Below are 20,387 nucleotides of genomic sequence, written 5' to 3'. Positions count from 1 at the left end.
AAAAATATGCAAATAGTCACTTGGAAGCTATTTGAATCCACAGATCCCTGTTTAGCTCCCTTCAGCTAATTTTTGATAATGGGCCAAGGCCAATAACGGAAAAACGTATTCGTAACAATGATAATTGATATAAAAGGCTCCCGCCATTCCCCTTCCTTTCGGGTAGGCCTTTGCCCAATCTTTTTCTTTTCCATCTACTAAAAAAGCTGCGCCGCGTTTAATGTCAGGTGTGACTTCAGCCGCGGCTGAGATAAGTGTATCAAGGGCCCATGCTGTATGGGTGCGGGTACTTTCGCCCAACGGCACATAACAATTTTCGATATCACTTTTACAGGATTCCCCCCACCCTCCGTCTTGATTTTGAATGGCTTTTAACCAGTTTACAGCCTTCTGAATGGCAGGATGCTTCGGGGAAATCCCAACCGCAACCATTCCCGTTACAGCCGCCCATGCGCCATAAATATAGACGCCCCAGCGCCCTACCCAAGAACCATCCGACTCTTGATTCTTTAACAGCCAACGAATCCCGCGTTTCACCATAGGATGATGAAAATCCAAATGGGTATAGTTCCCGAAAAACTCTAATGTCCTTCCCGTTAAATCAACTGTCGACGGATCGATCAACAAATCTTTTCCGCCCTCGATCGGTAACAGGTTCAATATTTTCTTATTTACATTCTTTTCGAATGCCGCCCATCCACCGTCATTGTTTTGCATGGAAATGAGCCAGCTGATTCCTCGATCCCATGCCTGTCGACAATCCACCCTTTCGATGGCTAACGTTCGAATCGCTCTTAGTGCTGCCGTTGTGTCGTCAATATCCGGATGGATTGTATTCATGTCCTCAAAGCCCCAGCCTCCCGGCAACAGGTCTGGTTCATGAATGACCCAATCCCCGTATTTGACATGTTGCCGGGAGAGGATATATCGGTTTGCCTTCTGGACGGTATTCGATGAATAAGGGATTCCGGATTCTTGCAGAGCGTAGCTGATTAACGTCGTGTTCCAGACCGTAGCCGTCGCATATTGGCAGTGGAGTTCTCCATCAATCCGGCAGGTCATCGCATTTAATCCTTGCAAGGCACGGGTAATCACCGGATGTGTATTCGAATATCCCCTCGCCAATAAGGCAAAAATCATCATAGAAGTTGAACCGAAATAATTACATAAGGTTCCATCCGGTTCTATTCTATCCAGCATATATTGTTCGGCGCGATTTAAAGCTAACTCGCGAAGATTTCCGGGGTAGTCTTTCAGGCCTTTTATCCCTTTTTGAATCGAATCGATAACCGAGCGGAATTCCGGATCTTCTGTAAAAAAACGATTTTCTTTTTTGAGATACAAATCAGAGAGATCAGGAGACCGCTGCGTTCTCCTGCTAAAACCCAAATTGGCCAGAATCAGTAACGGGATGATGTTCGTTCTGCCAAACATGGAGAAGTCAAAAAGATTTATTGGAAAGGAGTCCGGTATAAGCAGCACTTCAATCTTAATGGGGAAAGGCGGCCACTCGCACTGTCCGGTTAAAGCCAACAGGACTTTAAAAAACATATGGACTTCTGTAGCCCCTCCGTTGGCAAGGATAAACCGCCTGGCTGCCTGGATATCCGGGTCATCCCGATCCCGGTAACCGGAGTAAAGAAGGGCATAATAAGCTTCCACAGTGGACGTAAGGTTCCCTTTTCCTTCATCATAAAACAAACCCCATGAACCATCTTTCTGCTGTTTCCCTGCAATACGCTCCACCAGTTCTTTTATGAACGCCTCATCATTTATCTCCAATGTCCGCAATAAGATAATCATGTGACAGTCTGTTCCGATGCCGGTCTCAAAAGGATATTGCCAGGACCCGTCATCTGATTGGTCCCTAATGAACTGATCGACGATTCGGTTCATTTCCTCATTTACCCGATGTCCCATGTTACCCCCCTCTTTCGAATACTCACGTTGTATTCATATTCCTCTAGCAATATGAATATGCATTTCTTTAATGGGAGAATCGAACGCAGTTAAAATGAAATGTTGATAAGGGATGATGTATTTTTGCTTGATTCCTATTCGGATGTAAAGAAGGATTTGAAAAAAAAATTAAAAAGTAAATCTTCCGGCCTCCTGCCCTTTTTATCCGAAAACGATAAACAACGCATTCACTATATAAGAGAACAGACAAAACAACATAATCAAAACAATGTTACACGGACTCGGGCTTATTATAATTTTTATCTCGAGCATCCAGAAATCCATTGGGCCCTCCTTGGACATATGGTATCGAGGAACGTTGGCTGGAACATGACCGATTTAAAAGGGGATTTGCTGACAAAACTTCTGCCAGAAAGAGATCAGAAGGCGATTTATTCTTTTTTGGAACGCGGCAGCTGGTTGATTTTTCAGGATGTGTATCCCCAGTGTTTGATTTATGACCTAAGTGTGAAAGCCAACCAGGAAATGTTCCACCTTTTACACTTTTTTCACATTTCCACCTTTATGGAAACGATGTGGCGTTATTTTTGGAACAGCGGGGATTCCTACACTCTTGCGATTGCGACTGTGATAAATGAACAAAGTTATTTGGAAAAAAGAGTGATCCAAAATGATCATTTTAAAAAAACCGTAACCGGTACGGCCAGCTTCAAGTTGTATGATTTTTTGCGTTTCAATCACATCCTTTTTCCATACTGTGCAGAGGGAAATAGGCAACGAGCCTTACTAGCCGGCGCTACCTCGCGCCATTTCACTTCGCTTCACGAACGTATTTTATTCGGAAAAAGATTGTATGCCCTTCTTTTTCAGCGTACAAATATTTCAGCGGGCATTTTGAAATGGGCGAACGAACATCCCCATACGGGTTCACGAAAAGATTATTGGCCAGATTTGTTTAACGATGTAAACGAATTTTTCCCCCGTTCCCTTTATAAACCTCGGGTCAAGAATTGTAAGTTGAGAAAAGGCGCCGCCGACCGGTTGTACAGTCCACTGTTAAAATACGCCTGGCCGAATACTTCTCATGAAGATGCGGAAGGTGGTGACTGGTTTGAGGATTGGCATGTTCTGGACTATATTCATAAGGAAGTCGATGTGAATGGAGATATATTCGGGAATTATTGCAAAACGCTTGAAATAATTGAGCTTGCGGTCATGGGAAAGGAAGCCCTTCTGTTTCGGGAAGAGGAATAACCATCAACGTGCGGAGATTTTGACAGCTGTTCTATATATTTGCATTGGTCGCTCCTTTCATTTTGACTTTTATTCCTCGAATTGTTGATTGTGTACTTCGATTTAAGTGATCGGTTCCGTTATATACAGCAGTTCAAATTAGATAAATGAAACAACATTCTTGTAGACTTCAGAGCCCCCGACAACTCCAATAGAAGTTGTCGGGGGCTCTGTGTAATATTGGACTAGATTTACATTATAAACGAATTTATAAAGCATAAAGATGTTATGATGACAATTTTATGCTTCAAGTCACACAAAATAAAAAACCACCAATATATGTATTGGTGGAGACGGTGGGAGTCGAACCCACGTCCAGACATAACGGCACTTAAGCTTCTACGAGTGTAGTCGATATATTCGCATTTCGCGAACTCATTAGCCTATCGACAGGCGGCAGAGCAGCTAGTCTGATTGGTCTCTTCCTTCATCCTCAGACGGTGGATTCCGGCGTATCCCACTTAGAGTGAGTCCCTTACCCTACCACGTGGGCCATGGAGGGAGGAACAGCTATCGACTGTTATTAAGCAGCGAAAGCTAGGTTGTTGTTTTGTTTGCCAGTTATAGGCGTTGACGTTTTAACGAGGCCGATCCCCTCGACTCGCAACTTAAGCTCGAACTATCCCTGTCGAATCCGTAACGTCCCCATGATAGAAATGGAGCGTACGAGAAAAGAATAGTCAGCAAGTTGGCTGATATTCAATTGTCATCGGTACAGGATTAATTATAACAGATTGGTTCAAAAAATCAATTGTAAGGTCTTGGCAGTTCTACATCTTCTGCCGCTCACGGAAAGCACGTTCGATATCACGTTTCGCTTCCTTCTTCTTCAGGTCTTCACGCTTGTCATATTGTTTCTTCCCTTTACCCAGACCGATTAAAACCTTGGCAAAGCCATTTTTCAAATACATTTTCAATGGCACGATCGTGTAACCCGTTTCTTTCGTTTCGCCAATCAGCTTATTGATTTCCTTTTTATGCAGAAGGAGTTTACGCGTCCGCAAAGGGTCATGGTTAAACTGGTTTCCCTGCTCATATGGACTGACATGCATATTATGAAGATAGATTTCGCCATTTTCTATTTTAGCAAAGGCATCCTTCAAATTCACTCGGGCCGCACGGATTGACTTGATTTCCGTTCCTTTCAAAACGATACCCGCTTCAAACGTTTGTTCAATAAAGAAATCATGATAAGCTTTTTTATTTTGTGCTAGTTGTTTACCTGAGCCTTTTGGCATCTAACTCTCCCCTTTTTACATCCAATCGCGGCGAGAGGATGTAATGATCATCCCCCCGCCCAATCTTTATCTCTTTTTTGGTTTTCTCTTGCGCTTGGCAGCTGGCGCATTTTCGAAGAATTTTTTCTTCTTTTTCGGTTTTCTTCCAGAAGAAGGCGAATCTCCATTACGGCCGCCGCCATTTCCTTCCTTACGCCCTCCATTGCCGCCTCGGCCGCGTTTGCGTTCGCCTGAATTGGCTTTGAATATTTTCTTCTCGCCAGATGGACGCGGACGGCTTACCTTCATGCCGATGATTTCAAAATCGATGGCGCGTTCCTCTTTATTGACGTTGGAAACACGTACGTCGATCTCATCGCCAATCCGGAACACATTACCGGTACGCTCCCCGATCATTGCAAGCTGACGCTCATCGAAGCGGTAATAATCATCCGTCATGAAGCTGACATGGACAAGTCCTTCAATGGTGTTCGGCAACTCGACGAACATCCCGAAATTCGTAACCGAACCAATGATCCCGGTATATTCTTCGCCGATCTTATCCAGCATATATTCCGCTTTCTTCAGATCATCCGTTTCCCGTTCAGCATCTACTGAGCGACGTTCACGTTTCGATGTGTGATCGGCAATCTCAGGTAAATTGGCATTCCATTTCTCCTTCGTGGCTTCATCCATTTTACCTTCCACCAAGTAGGTCCTGATCAACCTGTGCACGATCAAATCCGGGTAACGGCGAATCGGCGATGTGAAATGTGTATAAAACTCAGCAGATAAACCAAAGTGACCTAAGCTCTCCGGATCATATTTCGCCTGTTGCATGGAACGAAGCATGACGGTGGAAATGACCGTTTCTTCCGGTTTACCGGCAACTGCCTCAATGATTTCCTGTAACGCCTTAGGATGGACGTCATTGGCCGATCCCCGTACAATATATCCGAAATTCGTAATGAATTCGAAGAAACGCTGCAGTTTTTCCGGCTTTGGATCTTCATGAATACGGTAGATGAACGGAACGTCAAGACGGTGGAAATGCTCTGCAACGGTTTCATTTGCCGCAAGCATGAACTCTTCAATCAGCTTTTCCGCAACCGACCTTTCACGTAAAACTACATCAGTCGGATGGCCCTCTTCATCAACGATGACTCTCGCTTCATTGAAATCAAAGTCGATCGCACCGCGGTTCATCCGGTTTTTACGAAGGATGGCCGCTAACTTCTCCATGTCCTGGAACATTGGCACCAATGCTTCATAGCGTTCGAGCTGTTCTTCATCTTTATCCACAAGGATTTTGTTCACATTGCCATATGTCATACGTTCCGTCGTCTTAATGACACTTTCAAAAATGTCATGATTGACGACTTTACCATCTGGCGTGATTTCCATTTCACAAGAGAGTGTAAAACGATCGACTTGTGGGTTCAAGGAACAAATGCCATTCGATAAACGATGCGGGATCATCGGAATGACCCTGTCCACCAAATAAACGCTCGTCCCTCTTTCCAAAGCTTCCTTATCAATTGGAGATCCTTCCTTTACATAATGGCTGACATCCGCAATGTGAACACCCAGCTTGTAATTGCCATTTTCAAGTTTAGAGACAGTGACGGCGTCATCCAGGTCCTTTGCATCCGCTCCATCAATCGTGACCAAAACATCATTGCGCAAATCCCTGCGGTTGCCTATTTCACTTTCTTGAATGGTATCCGAAACGGCATTGGCTTGCTCCATTACGTCTTCCGGGAACTCCATCGGCAAACCATATTTATGGATGACGGAAAGAATATCCACGCCAGGGTCATTTTTATGCCCCAGAATTTCAATGACTTCGCCTTCGGCACTTATGCGTCCTTCAGGGTAGGAAGTAAGCTTGACGACAACCTTATGCCCCTCTACCGCTCCATGTGAAGCGTGCTGCGGGATGAAGATATCGCTTGCGATCTTTTTATCATCAGGTATGACGAAACCAAAACTTTTACTTTCGGAGTATGTACCGACCACTTGTGTAATTCCGCGTTCAAGTATTCTGATGACCGTGCCTTCTTGCCTTGAGCCGGATGTTTCCGAAGATACTCGTACCATGACGACATCTCCATGCATCGCTGTGCCCGTTTCATTTGGCGGAATGAAAATATCATCCATTCCTGGGTTGTCCTCAGGTGTCACAAATGCGAATCCCTTTGCATGCCCCGTTAATTTACCGCGGAACAAATTCATTTTTTGCGGCAGGCCGTAACGATTGCTTCTTGTTCTGACCACCAATCCCTTTTCTTCCATTTTCACTAAAGCCTTAACGAAGTTCTTGAAATCTGCCGAGTCTTCGATTTTCAAAGCCTCTTCCAGTTCTTGTACCGTTAACGGCTTATACGCTTCATCCGTCATGTATGTCAGAAGCTTATTAATATGTTCTTGAATGTTATCTTCCATGAAAACCCTCCTATTCAGGGTATAATAAATTTGTTATTCGGACCAATCCAGACTTTCTAAAAATTCCAATACATCTTCATGCAACTGGTCTTTTTCTTTATCAAGAGTTATGACATGGCCGGATTCTTCATACCACTTGATTCGTTTGACCGGTGATTCAATGGAATCAATAATAATATCGGCACTTTTTGGATTGATAACATCATCATGCCGGCCCTGCACGACAAATGTCGGAGCGTAAATAAGGTCGACGTGCTCTCTTACATCCGTTATCAATTCCTGAAGGGCCTTCAATGTATTCATCGGTTTATCGGCAAGGAGGTCCATTTCAAGCTCTATTTGCTCTTGAGTTTTTCCTTCATACTTCTTAAATTCTCTGGCGTACTCCAATACTCCTTTAAACATCATTTCTTCACTTTTAATATGCATAGGCGCACACATCGATACGATACCCTTTATAGGTACAGTGTAACCTAATTTAAGAGAAAATACGCCTCCTAATGAGAGTCCGGCAACAGCAATTTCTTCATGGCCTTTGCTTTTCAGAAAATCATAGGCCATCATGACATCTTTCCACCAATCTTCCGGGCCCGTTTTCACCAGCTCCTCTGGCGGGACGCCATGCCCTTTATAGTGCGGGGCATGGCAGGTGTATCCCTGTTTCTCCAAGTAACGGCCCAGCATCCGTACATCCGCCGAATTCCCCGTAAATCCATGTAAAAGTAAGACAGCCCTTTTTCCGGCTTCAAAAGTAAAGGGCTGCTGCAGCTTGATTTTCATGACTTCAAACTCCTTTATCAGTAAATAGAATGAAAAATATCCCTATCCTATAATTAAGTACTAAAATCACTATATCTATTCATGCAACTATTGTGCAAAGAAAAAAGCCTAGCTAATTAGCTAGACTCATTTTTGATACATTACACATCAAAGAAAGCAACAAGTAAAGTTAAAGCAAAGAATAAAATCGCCAATACTATCGTTGCACGATGTAAAATCAGGTCCAAACCGCGTGCCTTTTGCTTTCCGAATAGCTGCTCGGCACCGCCGGCAATCGCACCAGATAAACCTGCACTCTTACCTGATTGAAGCAATACCGTCACAATGAGGGCGATACTGACAATCACTAAAAGCGTTATGAGAAATGCATGCATGCAATTACACCTCCTGAAGAACCAATAAACAATTACTTTAACTTTACCACACCCAATAAATATCCACAATCTTTGTTATACTATGATGGTAAGAATTCCTAAAACCCATAGTCATTTATTTCTTTTTGAAACAAAGTTTGAGATAATTTGTATAAATAGAGAAAGAGGTGTCAACATGTTTAAGTCCATACTTCGGATTCTTGATCTCCTGACCATCCTATTCTCGGCGGTTGCCGGCTATTCTTTATGGACAGGCGGAAGCAATCTTATCAGTGTCCTATTAATCATCCTATCACCGCTTTTATTGCTGCTGGCAAAGTATCACGGAAATCGATACTTATTATTTGCTGCATATATCACGACAACCGTTTATTTTACTGCTATTATTTATAATGGACTTTCCAATAGCGGTATCGACTTTTTCCAATCAAACTTCCATGTCCTCCTGATCGGGGCAGCAGCCGTCTTGCTGAGCATCATAGCAGCGGTCATCGGGTTTGGGACCAATACCCTTACGATCCTTTGGTTATCGCTGCACGGCCTTGTCACATTCGAGACAATCAGGATGTCATCTGGTTTCCTATCGCACTTTTGGTCTGATCCCGTCGTGCAAACCGCAGTCCGTAATGATTATCCTTTTTTGTTGATGGTGGTCTGGATTGGCTTATTTCTTGATAAATATCAAAGTGAATTAACAAGGGATTACTTATCACGATAATCTTTCAAAACCATTTTTATTGGAAATCTTATATTAAAAGCAAGGGGCCTTTCATATGTTAAAACCTATATTTGCAGCAACTGCTCTATCATCTTTCATTCTGATGGCTGGCTGTTCATTCGACCTGACCAGCGATGATAAAAAAGAGCCAAAAGAAGAACAGCCGAGCTCCCAGGATAAGGAGTCAGAAACTGATAAGAATCATGATTCAAATGAATCGGCCCAACGTCAGGTGGAAGTTGATGAAACGGTTAAACCCGCACAGGCTGGCCTTCAGACATTAGCCAACCCGGAAAGCATACCTGTACTTGTCAATAAACAATACAGCCTGCCGGAAGATTACAAACCTGATGACCTTATCTACCCAAAAGTGGATTTCATCTTTCAAGATAAAATTGAAAAAAGAATGATGCGCGAAGAAGCGGGAAAGGCTCTTGAAAAAATGTTCCAGGCTGCCGAAAAAGAAAACATGCACTTTGCCGGTGTTTCCGCGTACCGTTCACATCAAACACAAATCACGGTCTTTAATAACTATGTGGCAAAGGACGGGGAAGAAAAGGCGAAAACCTACAGTGCAATGCCTGGGACAAGCGAGCATGAAACGGGTCTCGCGATTGATGTTACGACCCACGACGGTGCATGTGCTGCCCAAGACTGCTTCGGTGATACGAATGAAGCGACCTGGCTTGCCGAGCATGCCCATGAATATGGATTTATCATCCGCTATCCGGAAGGCAAGGAAAACATCACAGGGTATAAATACGAACCATGGCACATCCGCTATGTAGGTGTCGATGCCGCAACTGAAATTTTCCAAACGAAGAGCACATTGGAAGAATACTATAATGCCGTACCAGTGGAAGCTGTATCGAATAAATAAAAAAAAGGTGCCCGAATGCGGCACCTTTTTTTATTAATCAAACGTTTGATTAACTCCTTTTATCAGCCCTGAACCAAGCTGGAATCAGTGACTGGACGACTAACGCTATAGGCAAAAAAACCTCCCATTCAATGTGCATTCTCACATTGAATGGGAGGTTAAAAGAAATCATTATAATGAATCCATCCGCTTCTTGCCAGAAGCGAAAATAATTACTTCTTCAAGTTATAGAAAGATTTCAAGCCGCCATATACAGCCAAGTCACCAAGCTGGTCTTCGATGCGAAGTAGTTGGTTGTATTTAGCGATACGGTCTGTACGGGACATGGAACCCGTTTTGATTTGGCCAGCGTTTGTTGCAACGGCGATGTCAGCGATCGTTGCATCTTCCGTTTCACCGGAACGGTGGGAAACGACTGCAGTGTAGCCTGCGCGTTTAGCCATTTCGATTGCATCAAACGTTTCAGTAAGTGTACCAATTTGATTCACTTTGATCAGGATGGAGTTACCAATGCCCTTTTCAATGCCTTCAGCCAATTTTTTCGTGTTCGTTACGAAAAGATCGTCACCCACCAATTGAACTTTAGAACCGATGCGCTCCGTTAAAAGCTTATGGCCATCCCAGTCATTTTCATCCAAGCCGTCTTCGATGGAAAGAATAGGGAACTCATTCACTAGCTCTTCATAGAAAGCAACCATTTCTTCGGATGTAACGCCATTGCGGCCTTCTCCTGCAAGATCATATTTGCCTGTTTCTTTGTTATAGAATTCAGATGAAGCTACGTCCATGCCAAGGTAGATATCTTCGCCTGCTTTGTAGCCAGCTTTTTCGATCGCTTCGATGATGACTTGCAACGCTTCACGGTTTGAACCAAGGTTTGGCGCAAAGCCGCCCTCATCGCCGACTGCCGTATTCAAGCCTTTGGCAGAAAGGACAGATTTCAACGCATGGAATACTTCAGCACCCATACGAACTGCTTCTTTGAAGCTAGGAGCGCCTACAGGAAGGATCATGAATTCCTGGAAGTCAACATTGTTATCGGCATGTGATCCTCCGTTAATGATGTTCATCATTGGAGTTGGAAGTTGTTTCGCATTGAACCCACCAAGGTAACGGTACAATGGTAAACCTGAAAATTCCGCAGCGGCATGGGCAGCAGCCATTGACACGCCAAGGATTGCATTAGCTCCCAGGTTTCCTTTGTTTTCAGTGCCATCCAATTCAATCATAGTAAGGTCAAGGCCTGCTTGGTTCGTTACATCCAAACCGATGACAGCTTCAGCAATGATATCATTTACATTATCGACTGCTTTTTGTACCCCTTTACCCAGGTAACGAGATTTATCTCCGTCACGAAGCTCAACCGCTTCATGTTCCCCTGTTGAAGCACCTGATGGTACGATCGCACGTCCGAAGTATCCGGACTCTGTTTGGATTTCTACTTCTATTGTTGGATTACCACGGGAATCTAGCACTTCGCGTGCATATACATGTTCAATGTACGGCATTATAAATCTCTCCTTTTCCTATTCACAATTTTATTTAGATAATAGGGATTTCCCTGTCATTTCAACAGGTTTTTCGACTCCAAGCAAATCAAGCATCGTTGGAGCTAAATCGCCTAAGATACCACCTGTTCTTAATGTTACCTGATTTTTTGTGATAATGACAGGCACGGGATTCGTAGTATGGGCTGTCATGGGGTCGCCTTCAAGCGTTACGACTTCATCAGCGTTCCCATGGTCAGCTGTAATGATTACTGTACCGCCTTTTGAGACGATTAAATCGACAATCCTGCCTAGACATTCATCCACTGTTTCAATCGCTTTAATGGTAGGCTCAAGCATCCCTGAATGACCAACCATGTCCGGGTTGGCAAAATTCAAGAGAATGGCATCAAAACGGTCAGCCTCAATCTGTTCCACCAATGCATCCGTCACTTCATAAGCACTCATTTCCGGTTTTAAATCATATGTAGCGACTTTCGGAGAATTAATTAAAATCCTCTCTTCACCAGGAAACTTCTCTTCACGTCCGCCGCTCATGAAAAACGTCACATGCGGATATTTTTCAGTTTCAGCGATACGAAGCTGGGTAAGCTGGTTTTGGGAAAGTACTTCCCCTAATGTATTATCAAGATTTGTCGGATTAAATGCAACATATCCGTCAACTGTTTCTGAAAAATGTGTTAAACAGACAAAATGGAGATGCTTCGGATGTCCAGGACCGCGGTCAAATGAGCGAAAATCCTCATTCGTGAACGTATTGGAAATCTGGATCGCCCGATCTGGACGGAAGTTATAAAAGATTACGGCATCATCATTTTTAATCGTTGCCACCGGTTTACCGTCTTCCGCCGTTATGACCGAAGGTATCACGAACTCGTCAAAAATGCCGTGTTCGTAGGAATCCTCGACACATTCCATCGCAGAAGAGTAAGCAGGGCCATCACCATACACCATCGAACGGTAGGATTTTTCCACACGTTCCCAGCGCTTATCACGGTCCATCGAATAATATCTTCCGGATATGGTCGCAAACTGACCAACACCGATTTCCTTCATTTTCGCTTCCGCTTCCTTAATATAACCCTTCGCCGTTTTCGGTCCCACATCACGGCCATCTAAAAATGCATGTACATATACATTTTTAACTCCTTCTTTTGCGGCCAATTTCAGGAGGGCATACATATGATCAATATGACTGTGCACGCCGCCATCTGAAAGAAGACCGAAAAGATGAAGGTCCGTGCCTTTTTCCTTAGTATGGCTCATGGCATCGACCAAAGTTGGATTTTGTGCAAACTCGCCTTCACGGATAGCCAGATTCACACGGGTCAGACTTTGATAAACGATCCGTCCTGCCCCGATATTCAAATGCCCCACTTCCGAGTTCCCCATTTGACCGGCAGGCAAGCCGACCGCTTCCCCGCTTGCCGTTAAATGGGAATGCGGATACTGTTCCCAATAACGGTCAAAGTTCGGTTTTTTCGCATGATAAACAGCATTTCCCTTTTCTTCGTTACGGCAGCCAAAACCGTCTAAGATAATAAGTGCCACAGGCGACTTACTCATAGTGACCAGCCTCCAGCAATTGTAAAAATGAATCGGATTTCAAACTTGCACCGCCAACCAATGCACCGTCTATATCAGGTTGTGCCATGTACTCTTTAATATTCTCAGGTTTTACACTGCCACCGTACTGAATGCGGATGGCTGCAGCTGCTTCATTTGAAAATTTGTCGGCAACAACTGAACGGATATGTGCACAAACTTCATTTGCATCTTGAGCAGATGACGATTTTCCTGTTCCAATCGCCCAAATCGGCTCATAAGCAATAACGGCTTGTTTCAATTGATCGTCGGATAATCCTGCCAAGCCTTTTTCAATCTGGCTGCCTACGAAATCATTCGTTTCGCCAGCTTCCCTTTGCTCAAGTGTTTCACCGCAGCATACGATCGGTGTCAACTTGTGGGCAAAAGCGGCATGAGCTTTTTTATTAACGGCTTCATCCGTTTCGTTGAACATTTCCCGGCGCTCGGAATGACCAAGTATGACGTAGGATACACCAAGATCAGCCAATGCGATTGGGCTGATTTCTCCTGTGAAAGCACCGCTTTCTTCAAAGTGCATGTTCTGCGCCCCAATTTTCACATCGGTTCCTTTTGCTGCTTGAACCAGCTGATCCAAAAATAAAGCTGGAGCACATACAACCGTATCGATTACATCTTGCTTCGGAATCAAATTGCTCACTTCTTCTAAAAAGGCAGTCGCTTCAGATAGTGTTTTATTCATTTTCCAGTTTCCTGCAATAATCGGTTTACGCATTTGGTTCCTCATCCCTTCTAAAGTTGAAATATGTAACGGATTGATCTTATTTATCGTTCAAGGCCACAACGCCAGGCAACTCTTTGCCTTCCATGAACTCAAGAGATGCACCGCCGCCAGTTGAAATATGGGACATCTTTTCTGCCAAGCCAAACTTTTCTGCAGCTGCGGCTGAATCCCCTCCGCCTACAATGCTGTACGTATCTTTCGCTTCCGCCAATGCTTCAGCAACAGTTCTCGTTCCATTCGCAAATTTATCGAACTCGAATACACCCATTGGTCCATTCCAAATGACAAGTTTAGAACTTTTGATCACATCCGCAAATAAATCACTTGTTTTTGGACCGATATCAAGAGCCATTTTATCATTTGGAATAGCATCGATATCGACATTCTCTGCCTCTGCATCAGGTGAAAATTCAGCCGTTACGACTGCATCGATAGGCAAGTGAAGTTTTACGCCTTTTTCTTTTGCACTTTCGATGAAAGATTTGGCCAATTCTATTTTGTCTTCTTCCAATAAAGAATTACCGATTTCATGGCCTTGCGCTTTAATGAATGTATAACCCAGACCACCACCAATGATCAAGTGATCGACTTTTTCCAAAAGGTTTTCGATAACGCCTATCTTATCCTTTACTTTTGCTCCGCCAATTATAGCTGTAAAAGGACGTTCCGGGTTCGATAGGGCTTTTCCTAGTACAGAAAGCTCTTTTTCCATCAGCAATCCGGCAACAGCTGGAAGATGGTGCGCTATCCCTTCAGTTGAAGCATGTGCACGATGCGCAGCTCCGAATGCATCGTTAACATAAACATCAGCCAGTGCAGCAAATGACTTCGCCAATTCTTGATCGTTCTTCTCTTCTCCTGGATAGAAACGAACGTTTTCCAACAACAGGATCTCGCCATTTTGCATGTTAGCAATGATTGATTGCACGTTCTCTCCATATGCTTCTTCTGCCTTTTGCACGTCTTTGCCACTAAGTTCGCTTAGTCTTTTTGCAACAGGTGCCAGACGCAATTCTTCAACGACTTGTCCTTTAGGACGGCCAAGATGGCTGGCTAGGATGACTTTAGCCCCCTGTTCCGTCAGATAGGAAATCGTCGGAAGTGCTGCTTTGATTCTAGTATCGTCCGAAATCTCCCCGTCCTGCATCGGCACATTGAAATCAACACGGCAAAATACGCGTTTCCCCTTTAATTCAATATCTTTAATCGACTTTTTATTCATAATCCAAGAACCTCCTTAGATATTGTTATCATATTTTTGATTCTTTTAGTCAAAAAGGGAGAGGGCAAATTTCCCAACTCCCCTTTTCTCTTTTTCATTATAGTCGGTTTCCAGGAAATTATCCAAAAACAAGAAATGTAAACGCTTGACTGATTAATGACTTACTAATAATATCATCTTCTGCCAAGTTTTTTTAGAGGTGTGATAAAAAAAACCTCACCTTGGTGAGGTTTTTTTATTATTCTAATTACAATCCTTTTTTAGCCAAATAGTCGATCAAATCAACAACACGGCTAGAATATCCTGTTTCATTATCATACCAAGATAATACTTTAACCATGTTTCCTTCCATTACCATTGTGGAAAGGGCATCAATTGTAGATGATGATGGGTTACCGTTATAGTCAGTTGATACTAGCGGAAGTTCGCTGTACTCAAGGATTCCTTTTAATTCGCCTTCAGAAGCCTTTTTGAATGCTGCATTAACTTCTTCAACTGTTGTGTCTTTTTCAAGCTCTGCAACAAGGTCGACAACAGACACGTTTGGAGTAGGTACGCGCATTGCCATACCATTCAACTTCCCTTTAAGTTCAGGAAGGACAAGTGCAACAGCTTTTGCTGCCCCAGTTGTTGTAGGAATGATATTCTCGGCAGCTGCACGTGCACGGCGGTAATCTTTATGAGGCAAATCAAGGATTTGCTGATCATTTGTATATGAGTGAACTGTAGTCATCATACCGCGTTTGATTCCGAATTGTTCATGAAGCACTTTAGCAAATGGAGCCAAGCAGTTCGTTGTACAAGAAGCATTAGAGATTACATGGTGGTTTGCTGCATCATATTTGTCTTCATTTACACCCATGACAATCGTGATATCTTCATCAGATGCAGGAGCAGAGATGATTACTTTTTTCGCGCCCGCTTCTAAATGCTTAGCTGCATCTGCACGTTTTGTGAAACGTCCCGTAGATTCTACAACTACTTCTACTCCTAGTTCACCCCATGCTAATTGTGCAGGATCACGTTCAGCCAATACTTTTACTTTGTGACCATCAACAACAAGGTAATCCCCATCAACTGTTACTTTTTCATTAAGAGATCCATGAATTGTATCGTATTGAAGAAGGTGCGCTAACATATTAGCATCCGTTAAGTCGTTAATAGCAACAATTTCTACCCCAGGATTACTCAAAGCTGCACGAAATACATTACGTCCAATACGTCCAAAACCATTAATACCAACTTTTACTGCCATGAAAAATTCCTCCTTTTAAGTTCGCAAATATATTAAGGGGTGTAATTCCCCTGAATTAACTCTTGTGCCGCCGCTTCATCCGTGATCAAAACGGTTGATGAAGGTGCGCCTTTCATGTAGGAGCGGATAGCCTTAGCTTTAGTTTTACCACCTGCCACAGTTATCACTCGCTTTTCAGGGCTAAGATCATCTAACTGAATGCCGACTGTCAAAACTTTATGAACAACTTTGCCGTTTTCATCGTAGTAATAACCGAATGCCTCTCCTACAGCATTTCCATCTAACAGCTTCTTTAACATTTCTGGCGAAGAATTTCTTCTCTCTGCCATCGCCATGGCATCACCGATTCCATGAATGATCATATCGGCAGATTTAATTTGCGAAATCACTTCTTTAATTGCAGGTTCCTTCTGAAACGAAGCATAAACCTCACCGCTTAATTGATCGGGTACATATAACACTCTGTATGAAGCCTGTGCCTTCTGTGCCATTTTTTCGACAATCGTATTGGCCTGATTCTGCACTGCTTCACCGATTCCCCCGCGGGCAGGGACAAATATCAATTTCTTCGACGCTTCATCAGGCGACAACGAATTGGCCACTTCGGCCATTGTCGATCCGCCAGTGACCGCAATGATATTCTTTGAGTTCCATTCCCGTTTCATACGGTTTGCACAAGCTTTACCCAATTCTTTTTTCACCCATGGGGTCTCATCACAATTTCCTGAGACGATAATGACCTCATCCACTTGTAACAAATCCTGCAATTGCCGTTCCATTATGTCTATACCCATTACTTCACGCATTATTCCTTCTAACTTATCCAGGATTTCAATCCCTTCATCAGTCAGCGTCATGCCAGAGCTGAATATGTTAACCAGGTTCTGACTTTTCAGAAAATCAACCTCGCCTCTAAGCGTCCGTTCTGTCAAATTAAGGCTCACGGACAGACTGCGCCTTCCAACCGGCTGCATCATTTTGATATAACGCAGGATATCATATCTTTTTTGCATAACCAGAAGGAAATCTGGTAATAATTTTCTTTGTACCTCGAGTAATGTACGCATATTTAAAACTCCTAAAAAGTTAAGTTGGACACTTATCGTCCCGTGTAGTCATTTTTTGTCCCACTTAAAACAAAAAAATATTCCTGCTACATATTTTATTCTAGCAGGAACGGAATGTTTCTTCAAATGATTTGAAAAATTATTTTTCCAAAAGCCTATTTAGAGCTGATTTATCAACATTTCCAAATTGAACGATATCATCTTTCCATTTTACGACAGGAATCATCAGCCCGAATTTCTCTAGCAAATCATCATCGGTATGGATATCTATTTCCTTAAAGCCTATGCCCGACTCCGCCTTCACTTCATTAAGTACCTGCTTGGCTTTATCACATAACGGGCATTTATCCCTACTATATAAAACAAACGCATTTGATTCCAAACCACTCATCCTTTTCAATCATATCTTTTTCGTTTAGATGAAGAAGGGATCCCTAATTGTTCCCGGTATTTGGCAACGGTTCGGCGTGCCAGGATAATTCCATGCTCTTCTTTCAACCGTTCTGCCAGATCTTGATCCGAAAGCGGCTTTTGTTTATTTTCCCCATTGATGGCTGCCTGCAGGCTCTTTTTTGCTTGCATGCCCGACATATCCTCATCAAGGTCGACTGATTGTAAAGAAGTGGTGAAAAATATCCGCATCTCTATCGTGCCAAATGGTGTCTGAACGTATTTCCCTTTAACCGCCCGGCTTACTGTGGACTCATGTATACCAAGTTCGTCAGCTATTTCTTTCATCGTCATCGGCTTCAAATAGTTCAGGCCATGATGAAAGCACGCCGGCTGTTTTTCGACGATGCACTGAATGACCTTCAATATAGTTTCCTTTCTTTGTTGGATTCCTCTGGAGATCCATTGGTATTCCTGCCACTTATCCTGGATAAACCGTTGGACTCCCTGATCCTTATGGCTCTTCATTCGGTTTAAATACCCTTTATCCACATTAAGATTGGGTGTGTTACCATCATAATTCCCGACAAGCAGCATGCCATCCCGAACTTCCACGACAACATCCGGCACTATATAAGAAGGCTTTTCCTGAAAAAAGAGTGAAGCCGGACGCGGGTTCAACGTCTGGACATAATCAAAGACTTCTTGAATCTCCTTCATTGTAACACCGATTTTCTTACTTAGGTCTTTCCAGCGCTTTTCAGCAAAATCGAGGAAATGATTTTCTATGATCGATTCCGCCAGCAGGTTCTCCCCTTCTGCTTTCACCTGAAGCAAAAGGCATTCTTGAAGGTTTCTCGCCCCAATGCCATGCGGCTCGAGTTCCTGTAAGAACGAGAGACTCTCTTCCAAAGCGGCCGGAGATATGCCTGGGACGCATATATCATCCAGCTGTGTCCTTAAGTAACCGTTTTCATCAAGGTTATGAATTAATAGCAGCATTGCCTTCTGCTGCTCACCTGAAAACTGCTGGTGATTCACCTGGGACATGATATGCTGTTCAAGCGATAAAGTATCTTCACTGATCTGTTCAATCCAATAATTGGCATCATACGTATTTTTAAGAGTCCGTTTACCCTTTTTCCGGTCAAAAGTTGGCTGAAATAAAGAAGCTGTTGGCTGATCTATGGACAGTAATGGATTCTCCACCATTTTATTTTCTAAAAAAGCCGATAGCTCCTGCGAGGAGTATTGCAGCAATGTAATAGCTTGCATAAGCTCCTGGGTCATTGCCATCTTTAATGTTTGCTGTTGAAAAAGTCCTGCTTTCATATTCATACTCATCGATTCATCCCTCCCCTCCTCCATTTTACATTATCAGGAGAAAATTCTACACAAAAACCCATGAAAACGCTTACGATTTTTTTCTGAATAGTTTATTTGTTTTAAATACTATATGTTAGAAATGCAAATTTAACAACTACTTTTATTGAAAAATCACCATTTTTCAATAGTGTGGGCGAATATTTTCAAGACGGGAATGACATTACAGGATTCGATGGATTATTACGGAAAACGAGTGAATTCGCCAAAAATCTTAGGGGACACTTAAAAATGCCCAATAAAAAATCCCCCGCTTTATTAAGCAGAAGATTGGTAATGCCCTCGGCAGGAATCGAACCTGCATTTCAAGCTTCGGAGGCTTGCGTTCTATCCGTTGCACTACGAGGGCGTAATAGAAAATATTTTTTTAACAGATTTCATTATATGATAGAATCCCCTTCTTTGCAAGGGTTATCAGGTTTAAAACTTCGGCTTTTGGGTATTATGGGTAATATGGAAATTCATCCCTGTGCGGCATAATAGATAAAGTAATCTATCGGGAAGGAGCCTTAGCCAGAAAATTGTCGAACAAATTATTCATTATAGGGTTTGTTTTGTTTGACCTAAATTGACCAAAAAGTGTATCATACATACATAAAGAATTTAAATGATTCTCTTAATCGAAGGAGGAAATGAACATGAATTTAATTCCTACAGTTATCGAACAAACAAGTCGTGGGGAGCGCGCCTACGATATTTACTCCCGTTTATTAAAAGACCGGATCATTATGCTAGGAAGTGCAATTGACGATAATGTTTCCAACTCTATTGTTGCTCAATTACTATTTTTAGAAGCAGAAAATCCTGAAAAAGATATCACTCTATACATCAACAGCCCTGGCGGGAGCATCACTTCCGGTATGGCCATTTACGATACTATGCAATATATCAAACCAAATGTATCCACAGTATGCATCGGTATGGCCGCTTCCATGGGCGCTTTCCTATTGGCTGCTGGCGAAAAAGGCAAACGTTATGCGTTGCCAAACAGTGAAGTCATGATTCACCAACCGCTTGGAGGAGCTCAAGGTCAAGCTACAGAAATTGAAATTGCTGCCCGCCGTATCCTTCACTTGAAAGATAAACTGAACCAAATCCTGGCAGAACGTACTGGTCAACCTATTGAAGTTCTTCAAAGAGATACGGAGCGTGATAACTTCATGACTTCCGAAAGAGCACTTGAATATGGCTTGATTGACAAAGTCATCACGCGCAGCATCCTTGATGACAAAAAAGACTCTAAATGATTATGCAACAAAAGGCTCCGGAGATCGCCTCAAGCGACTTCCGGAGCCTTTTTACATGATAAAAGAAAAGGATGCACTTTTAGGCATCCTTTTCTTTTAACCCTCTTGCTGAACGAACTCTTCCAATGCCTCTAACGCTTCTTTTTCATCGCGTCCTTCGACGATCAACTTCACGGACACGCCAGAACTGATGGCAAGGCTCATTAACCCCATTATACTTTTTGCATTCACTTTCTTTCCTTCTTTTTCAAGAAAAACATCTGAATGAAAGCGGTTAGCTTCTTGTACAAAAAGAGCAGCCGGCCGCGCTTGCAAACCCGTCTTCAATTTTACCTCAACTTGTTTTTCCACCATCTTGA

At 43.0% G+C, this 20,387-nt stretch carries 18 protein-coding genes, 1 tRNA gene and 1 other RNA gene; 4 read left to right on the top strand and 16 right to left on the bottom strand.

Annotated elements, in window-relative coordinates; genetic code table 11:
- Window positions 1-51 precede the first annotated feature (51 nt).
- Window positions 52-1,920, bottom strand: a complete 1,869-nt coding sequence (shc, locus tag ACFRAK_RS01570) for a squalene--hopene cyclase (RefSeq protein WP_387604137.1) — start codon at window positions 1,918-1,920, stop codon at window positions 52-54.
- 99 nt (window positions 1,921-2,019) lie between these two features.
- Between shc and ACFRAK_RS01565 the strand changes: the two genes are divergently transcribed.
- Window positions 2,020-3,174: a DUF2515 family protein gene (locus ACFRAK_RS01565; protein ID WP_387604139.1), complete on the top strand. Its 1,155-nt coding sequence runs from the start codon at window positions 2,020-2,022 to the stop codon at window positions 3,172-3,174.
- A 324-nt stretch (window positions 3,175-3,498) separates the two neighbouring features.
- On the opposite strand, the gene ssrA is transcribed toward ACFRAK_RS01565, so the two are convergent.
- The 5 genes from ssrA to secG form a co-directional block, all read right to left on the bottom strand.
- Window positions 3,499-3,860: a transfer-messenger RNA gene (gene ssrA / locus ACFRAK_RS01560) on the bottom strand.
- Between the two features lie 123 nt (window positions 3,861-3,983).
- Window positions 3,984-4,451, bottom strand: a complete 468-nt coding sequence (gene smpB / locus ACFRAK_RS01555; RefSeq protein WP_387604141.1) for an SsrA-binding protein SmpB — start codon at window positions 4,449-4,451, stop codon at window positions 3,984-3,986.
- A gap of 66 nt (window positions 4,452-4,517) precedes the next feature.
- Window positions 4,518-6,875, bottom strand: a complete 2,358-nt coding sequence (gene rnr, locus ACFRAK_RS01550; RefSeq protein WP_387604143.1) for a ribonuclease R — start codon at window positions 6,873-6,875, stop codon at window positions 4,518-4,520.
- Window positions 6,876-6,908: 33 nt separating this feature from the next.
- Window positions 6,909-7,655, bottom strand: a complete 747-nt coding sequence (locus tag ACFRAK_RS01545; protein ID WP_387604145.1) for an alpha/beta hydrolase — start codon at window positions 7,653-7,655, stop codon at window positions 6,909-6,911.
- A gap of 140 nt (window positions 7,656-7,795) precedes the next feature.
- Window positions 7,796-8,029, bottom strand: coding sequence for a preprotein translocase subunit SecG (gene secG / locus ACFRAK_RS01540; RefSeq protein ID WP_057912046.1), 234 nt, complete (start codon window positions 8,027-8,029; stop codon window positions 7,796-7,798).
- Window positions 8,030-8,204: 175 nt separating this feature from the next.
- Between secG and ACFRAK_RS01535 the strand changes: the two genes are divergently transcribed.
- Both ACFRAK_RS01535 and ACFRAK_RS01530 read left to right on the top strand, forming a co-directional pair.
- Window positions 8,205-8,747 carry a hypothetical protein gene (locus ACFRAK_RS01535; RefSeq protein WP_387604147.1) on the top strand — a complete coding sequence of 181 codons (543 nt, stop codon included), beginning with the start codon at window positions 8,205-8,207 and terminating at the stop codon, window positions 8,745-8,747.
- Window positions 8,748-8,802: 55 nt separating this feature from the next.
- Window positions 8,803-9,627 (top strand): M15 family metallopeptidase, encoded by an 825-nt coding sequence (locus ACFRAK_RS01530; RefSeq protein WP_260286285.1) that lies wholly within the window; start codon window positions 8,803-8,805, stop codon window positions 9,625-9,627.
- A 212-nt stretch (window positions 9,628-9,839) separates the two neighbouring features.
- Here ACFRAK_RS01530 and eno read toward each other — a convergent pair whose 3' ends face one another.
- The 9 genes from eno to ACFRAK_RS01485 form a co-directional block, all read right to left on the bottom strand.
- On the bottom strand, window positions 9,840-11,135 hold the full coding sequence (gene eno / locus ACFRAK_RS01525) for a phosphopyruvate hydratase (protein ID WP_063574712.1): 1,296 nt from the start codon (window positions 11,133-11,135) through the stop codon (window positions 9,840-9,842).
- A 30-nt stretch (window positions 11,136-11,165) separates the two neighbouring features.
- Window positions 11,166-12,701, bottom strand: coding sequence for a 2,3-bisphosphoglycerate-independent phosphoglycerate mutase (gpmI, locus tag ACFRAK_RS01520; protein ID WP_387601048.1), 1,536 nt, complete (start codon window positions 12,699-12,701; stop codon window positions 11,166-11,168).
- Window positions 12,694-13,455, bottom strand: coding sequence for a triose-phosphate isomerase (tpiA, locus tag ACFRAK_RS01515; RefSeq protein WP_106027029.1), 762 nt, complete (start codon window positions 13,453-13,455; stop codon window positions 12,694-12,696). Before tpiA ends, gpmI begins: the two co-directional genes overlap by 8 nt.
- A gap of 46 nt (window positions 13,456-13,501) precedes the next feature.
- Window positions 13,502-14,686, bottom strand: a complete 1,185-nt coding sequence (locus ACFRAK_RS01510; protein WP_192207076.1) for a phosphoglycerate kinase — start codon at window positions 14,684-14,686, stop codon at window positions 13,502-13,504.
- Between the two features lie 247 nt (window positions 14,687-14,933).
- On the bottom strand, window positions 14,934-15,941 hold the full coding sequence (gene gap / locus ACFRAK_RS01505) for a type I glyceraldehyde-3-phosphate dehydrogenase (RefSeq protein WP_076368241.1): 1,008 nt from the start codon (window positions 15,939-15,941) through the stop codon (window positions 14,934-14,936).
- Between the two features lie 32 nt (window positions 15,942-15,973).
- Window positions 15,974-17,008: a sugar-binding transcriptional regulator gene (locus ACFRAK_RS01500; protein WP_098371545.1), complete on the bottom strand. Its 1,035-nt coding sequence runs from the start codon at window positions 17,006-17,008 to the stop codon at window positions 15,974-15,976.
- Between the two features lie 139 nt (window positions 17,009-17,147).
- Window positions 17,148-17,390, bottom strand: a complete 243-nt coding sequence (locus ACFRAK_RS01495) for a glutaredoxin family protein (RefSeq protein WP_394571198.1) — start codon at window positions 17,388-17,390, stop codon at window positions 17,148-17,150.
- Window positions 17,391-17,404: 14 nt separating this feature from the next.
- Window positions 17,405-18,742: an RNA polymerase factor sigma-54 gene (rpoN, locus tag ACFRAK_RS01490; protein WP_394571197.1), complete on the bottom strand. Its 1,338-nt coding sequence runs from the start codon at window positions 18,740-18,742 to the stop codon at window positions 17,405-17,407.
- A 316-nt stretch (window positions 18,743-19,058) separates the two neighbouring features.
- Window positions 19,059-19,130: transfer RNA gene (locus ACFRAK_RS01485), tRNA-Arg, on the bottom strand.
- 289 nt (window positions 19,131-19,419) lie between these two features.
- Between ACFRAK_RS01485 and clpP the strand changes: the two genes are divergently transcribed.
- Window positions 19,420-20,028 (top strand): ATP-dependent Clp endopeptidase proteolytic subunit ClpP, encoded by a 609-nt coding sequence (clpP, locus tag ACFRAK_RS01480; RefSeq protein ID WP_063233960.1) that lies wholly within the window; start codon window positions 19,420-19,422, stop codon window positions 20,026-20,028.
- A 96-nt stretch (window positions 20,029-20,124) separates the two neighbouring features.
- On the opposite strand, the gene ACFRAK_RS01475 is transcribed toward clpP, so the two are convergent.
- The gene (locus ACFRAK_RS01475; RefSeq protein WP_048688029.1) at window positions 20,125-20,382 is read right to left on the bottom strand and encodes an HPr family phosphocarrier protein; all 258 of its coding nucleotides are present in this window, start codon (window positions 20,380-20,382) and stop codon (window positions 20,125-20,127) included.
- Between the last annotated feature and the right edge of the window lie 5 nt (window positions 20,383-20,387).

It is taken from the genome of Peribacillus sp. NPDC056705 (assembly GCF_043656335.1).
The sequence above is the reverse complement of the archived record's forward strand: the minus strand, read 5'-3'. Positions and strand labels throughout refer to the sequence as shown.

Excerpts from the sequence above, each read along its gene's own strand:
- ACFRAK_RS01530 (WP_260286285.1), top strand. The coding sequence starts at position 8,803 with ATGTTAAAACCTATATTTGCAGCAACTGCTCTATCATCTTTCATTCTG.
- eno (WP_063574712.1), bottom strand. The coding sequence starts at position 11,135 with ATGCCGTACATTGAACATGTATATGCACGCGAAGTGCTAGATTCCCGT.
- clpP (WP_063233960.1), top strand. The coding sequence starts at position 19,420 with ATGAATTTAATTCCTACAGTTATCGAACAAACAAGTCGTGGGGAGCGC.
- ACFRAK_RS01500 (WP_098371545.1), bottom strand. The coding sequence starts at position 17,008 with ATGCGTACATTACTCGAGGTACAAAGAAAATTATTACCAGATTTCCTT.
- smpB (WP_387604141.1), bottom strand. The coding sequence starts at position 4,451 with ATGCCAAAAGGCTCAGGTAAACAACTAGCACAAAATAAAAAAGCTTAT.
- secG (WP_057912046.1), bottom strand. The coding sequence starts at position 8,029 with ATGCATGCATTTCTCATAACGCTTTTAGTGATTGTCAGTATCGCCCTC.
- gpmI (WP_387601048.1), bottom strand. The coding sequence starts at position 12,701 with ATGAGTAAGTCGCCTGTGGCACTTATTATCTTAGACGGTTTTGGCTGC.
- gap (WP_076368241.1), bottom strand. The coding sequence starts at position 15,941 with ATGGCAGTAAAAGTTGGTATTAATGGTTTTGGACGTATTGGACGTAAT.
- shc (WP_387604137.1), bottom strand. The coding sequence starts at position 1,920 with ATGGGACATCGGGTAAATGAGGAAATGAACCGAATCGTCGATCAGTTC.
- ACFRAK_RS01565 (WP_387604139.1), top strand. The coding sequence starts at position 2,020 with ATGTTGATAAGGGATGATGTATTTTTGCTTGATTCCTATTCGGATGTA.
- ACFRAK_RS01510 (WP_192207076.1), bottom strand. The coding sequence starts at position 14,686 with ATGAATAAAAAGTCGATTAAAGATATTGAATTAAAGGGGAAACGCGTA.
- ACFRAK_RS01535 (WP_387604147.1), top strand. The coding sequence starts at position 8,205 with ATGTTTAAGTCCATACTTCGGATTCTTGATCTCCTGACCATCCTATTC.
- rpoN (WP_394571197.1), bottom strand. The coding sequence starts at position 18,742 with ATGAGTATGAATATGAAAGCAGGACTTTTTCAACAGCAAACATTAAAG.
- ACFRAK_RS01475 (WP_048688029.1), bottom strand. The coding sequence starts at position 20,382 with ATGGTGGAAAAACAAGTTGAGGTAAAATTGAAGACGGGTTTGCAAGCG.
- ACFRAK_RS01545 (WP_387604145.1), bottom strand. The coding sequence starts at position 7,655 with ATGAAAATCAAGCTGCAGCAGCCCTTTACTTTTGAAGCCGGAAAAAGG.
- rnr (WP_387604143.1), bottom strand. The coding sequence starts at position 6,875 with ATGGAAGATAACATTCAAGAACATATTAATAAGCTTCTGACATACATG.
- tpiA (WP_106027029.1), bottom strand. The coding sequence starts at position 13,455 with ATGCGTAAACCGATTATTGCAGGAAACTGGAAAATGAATAAAACACTA.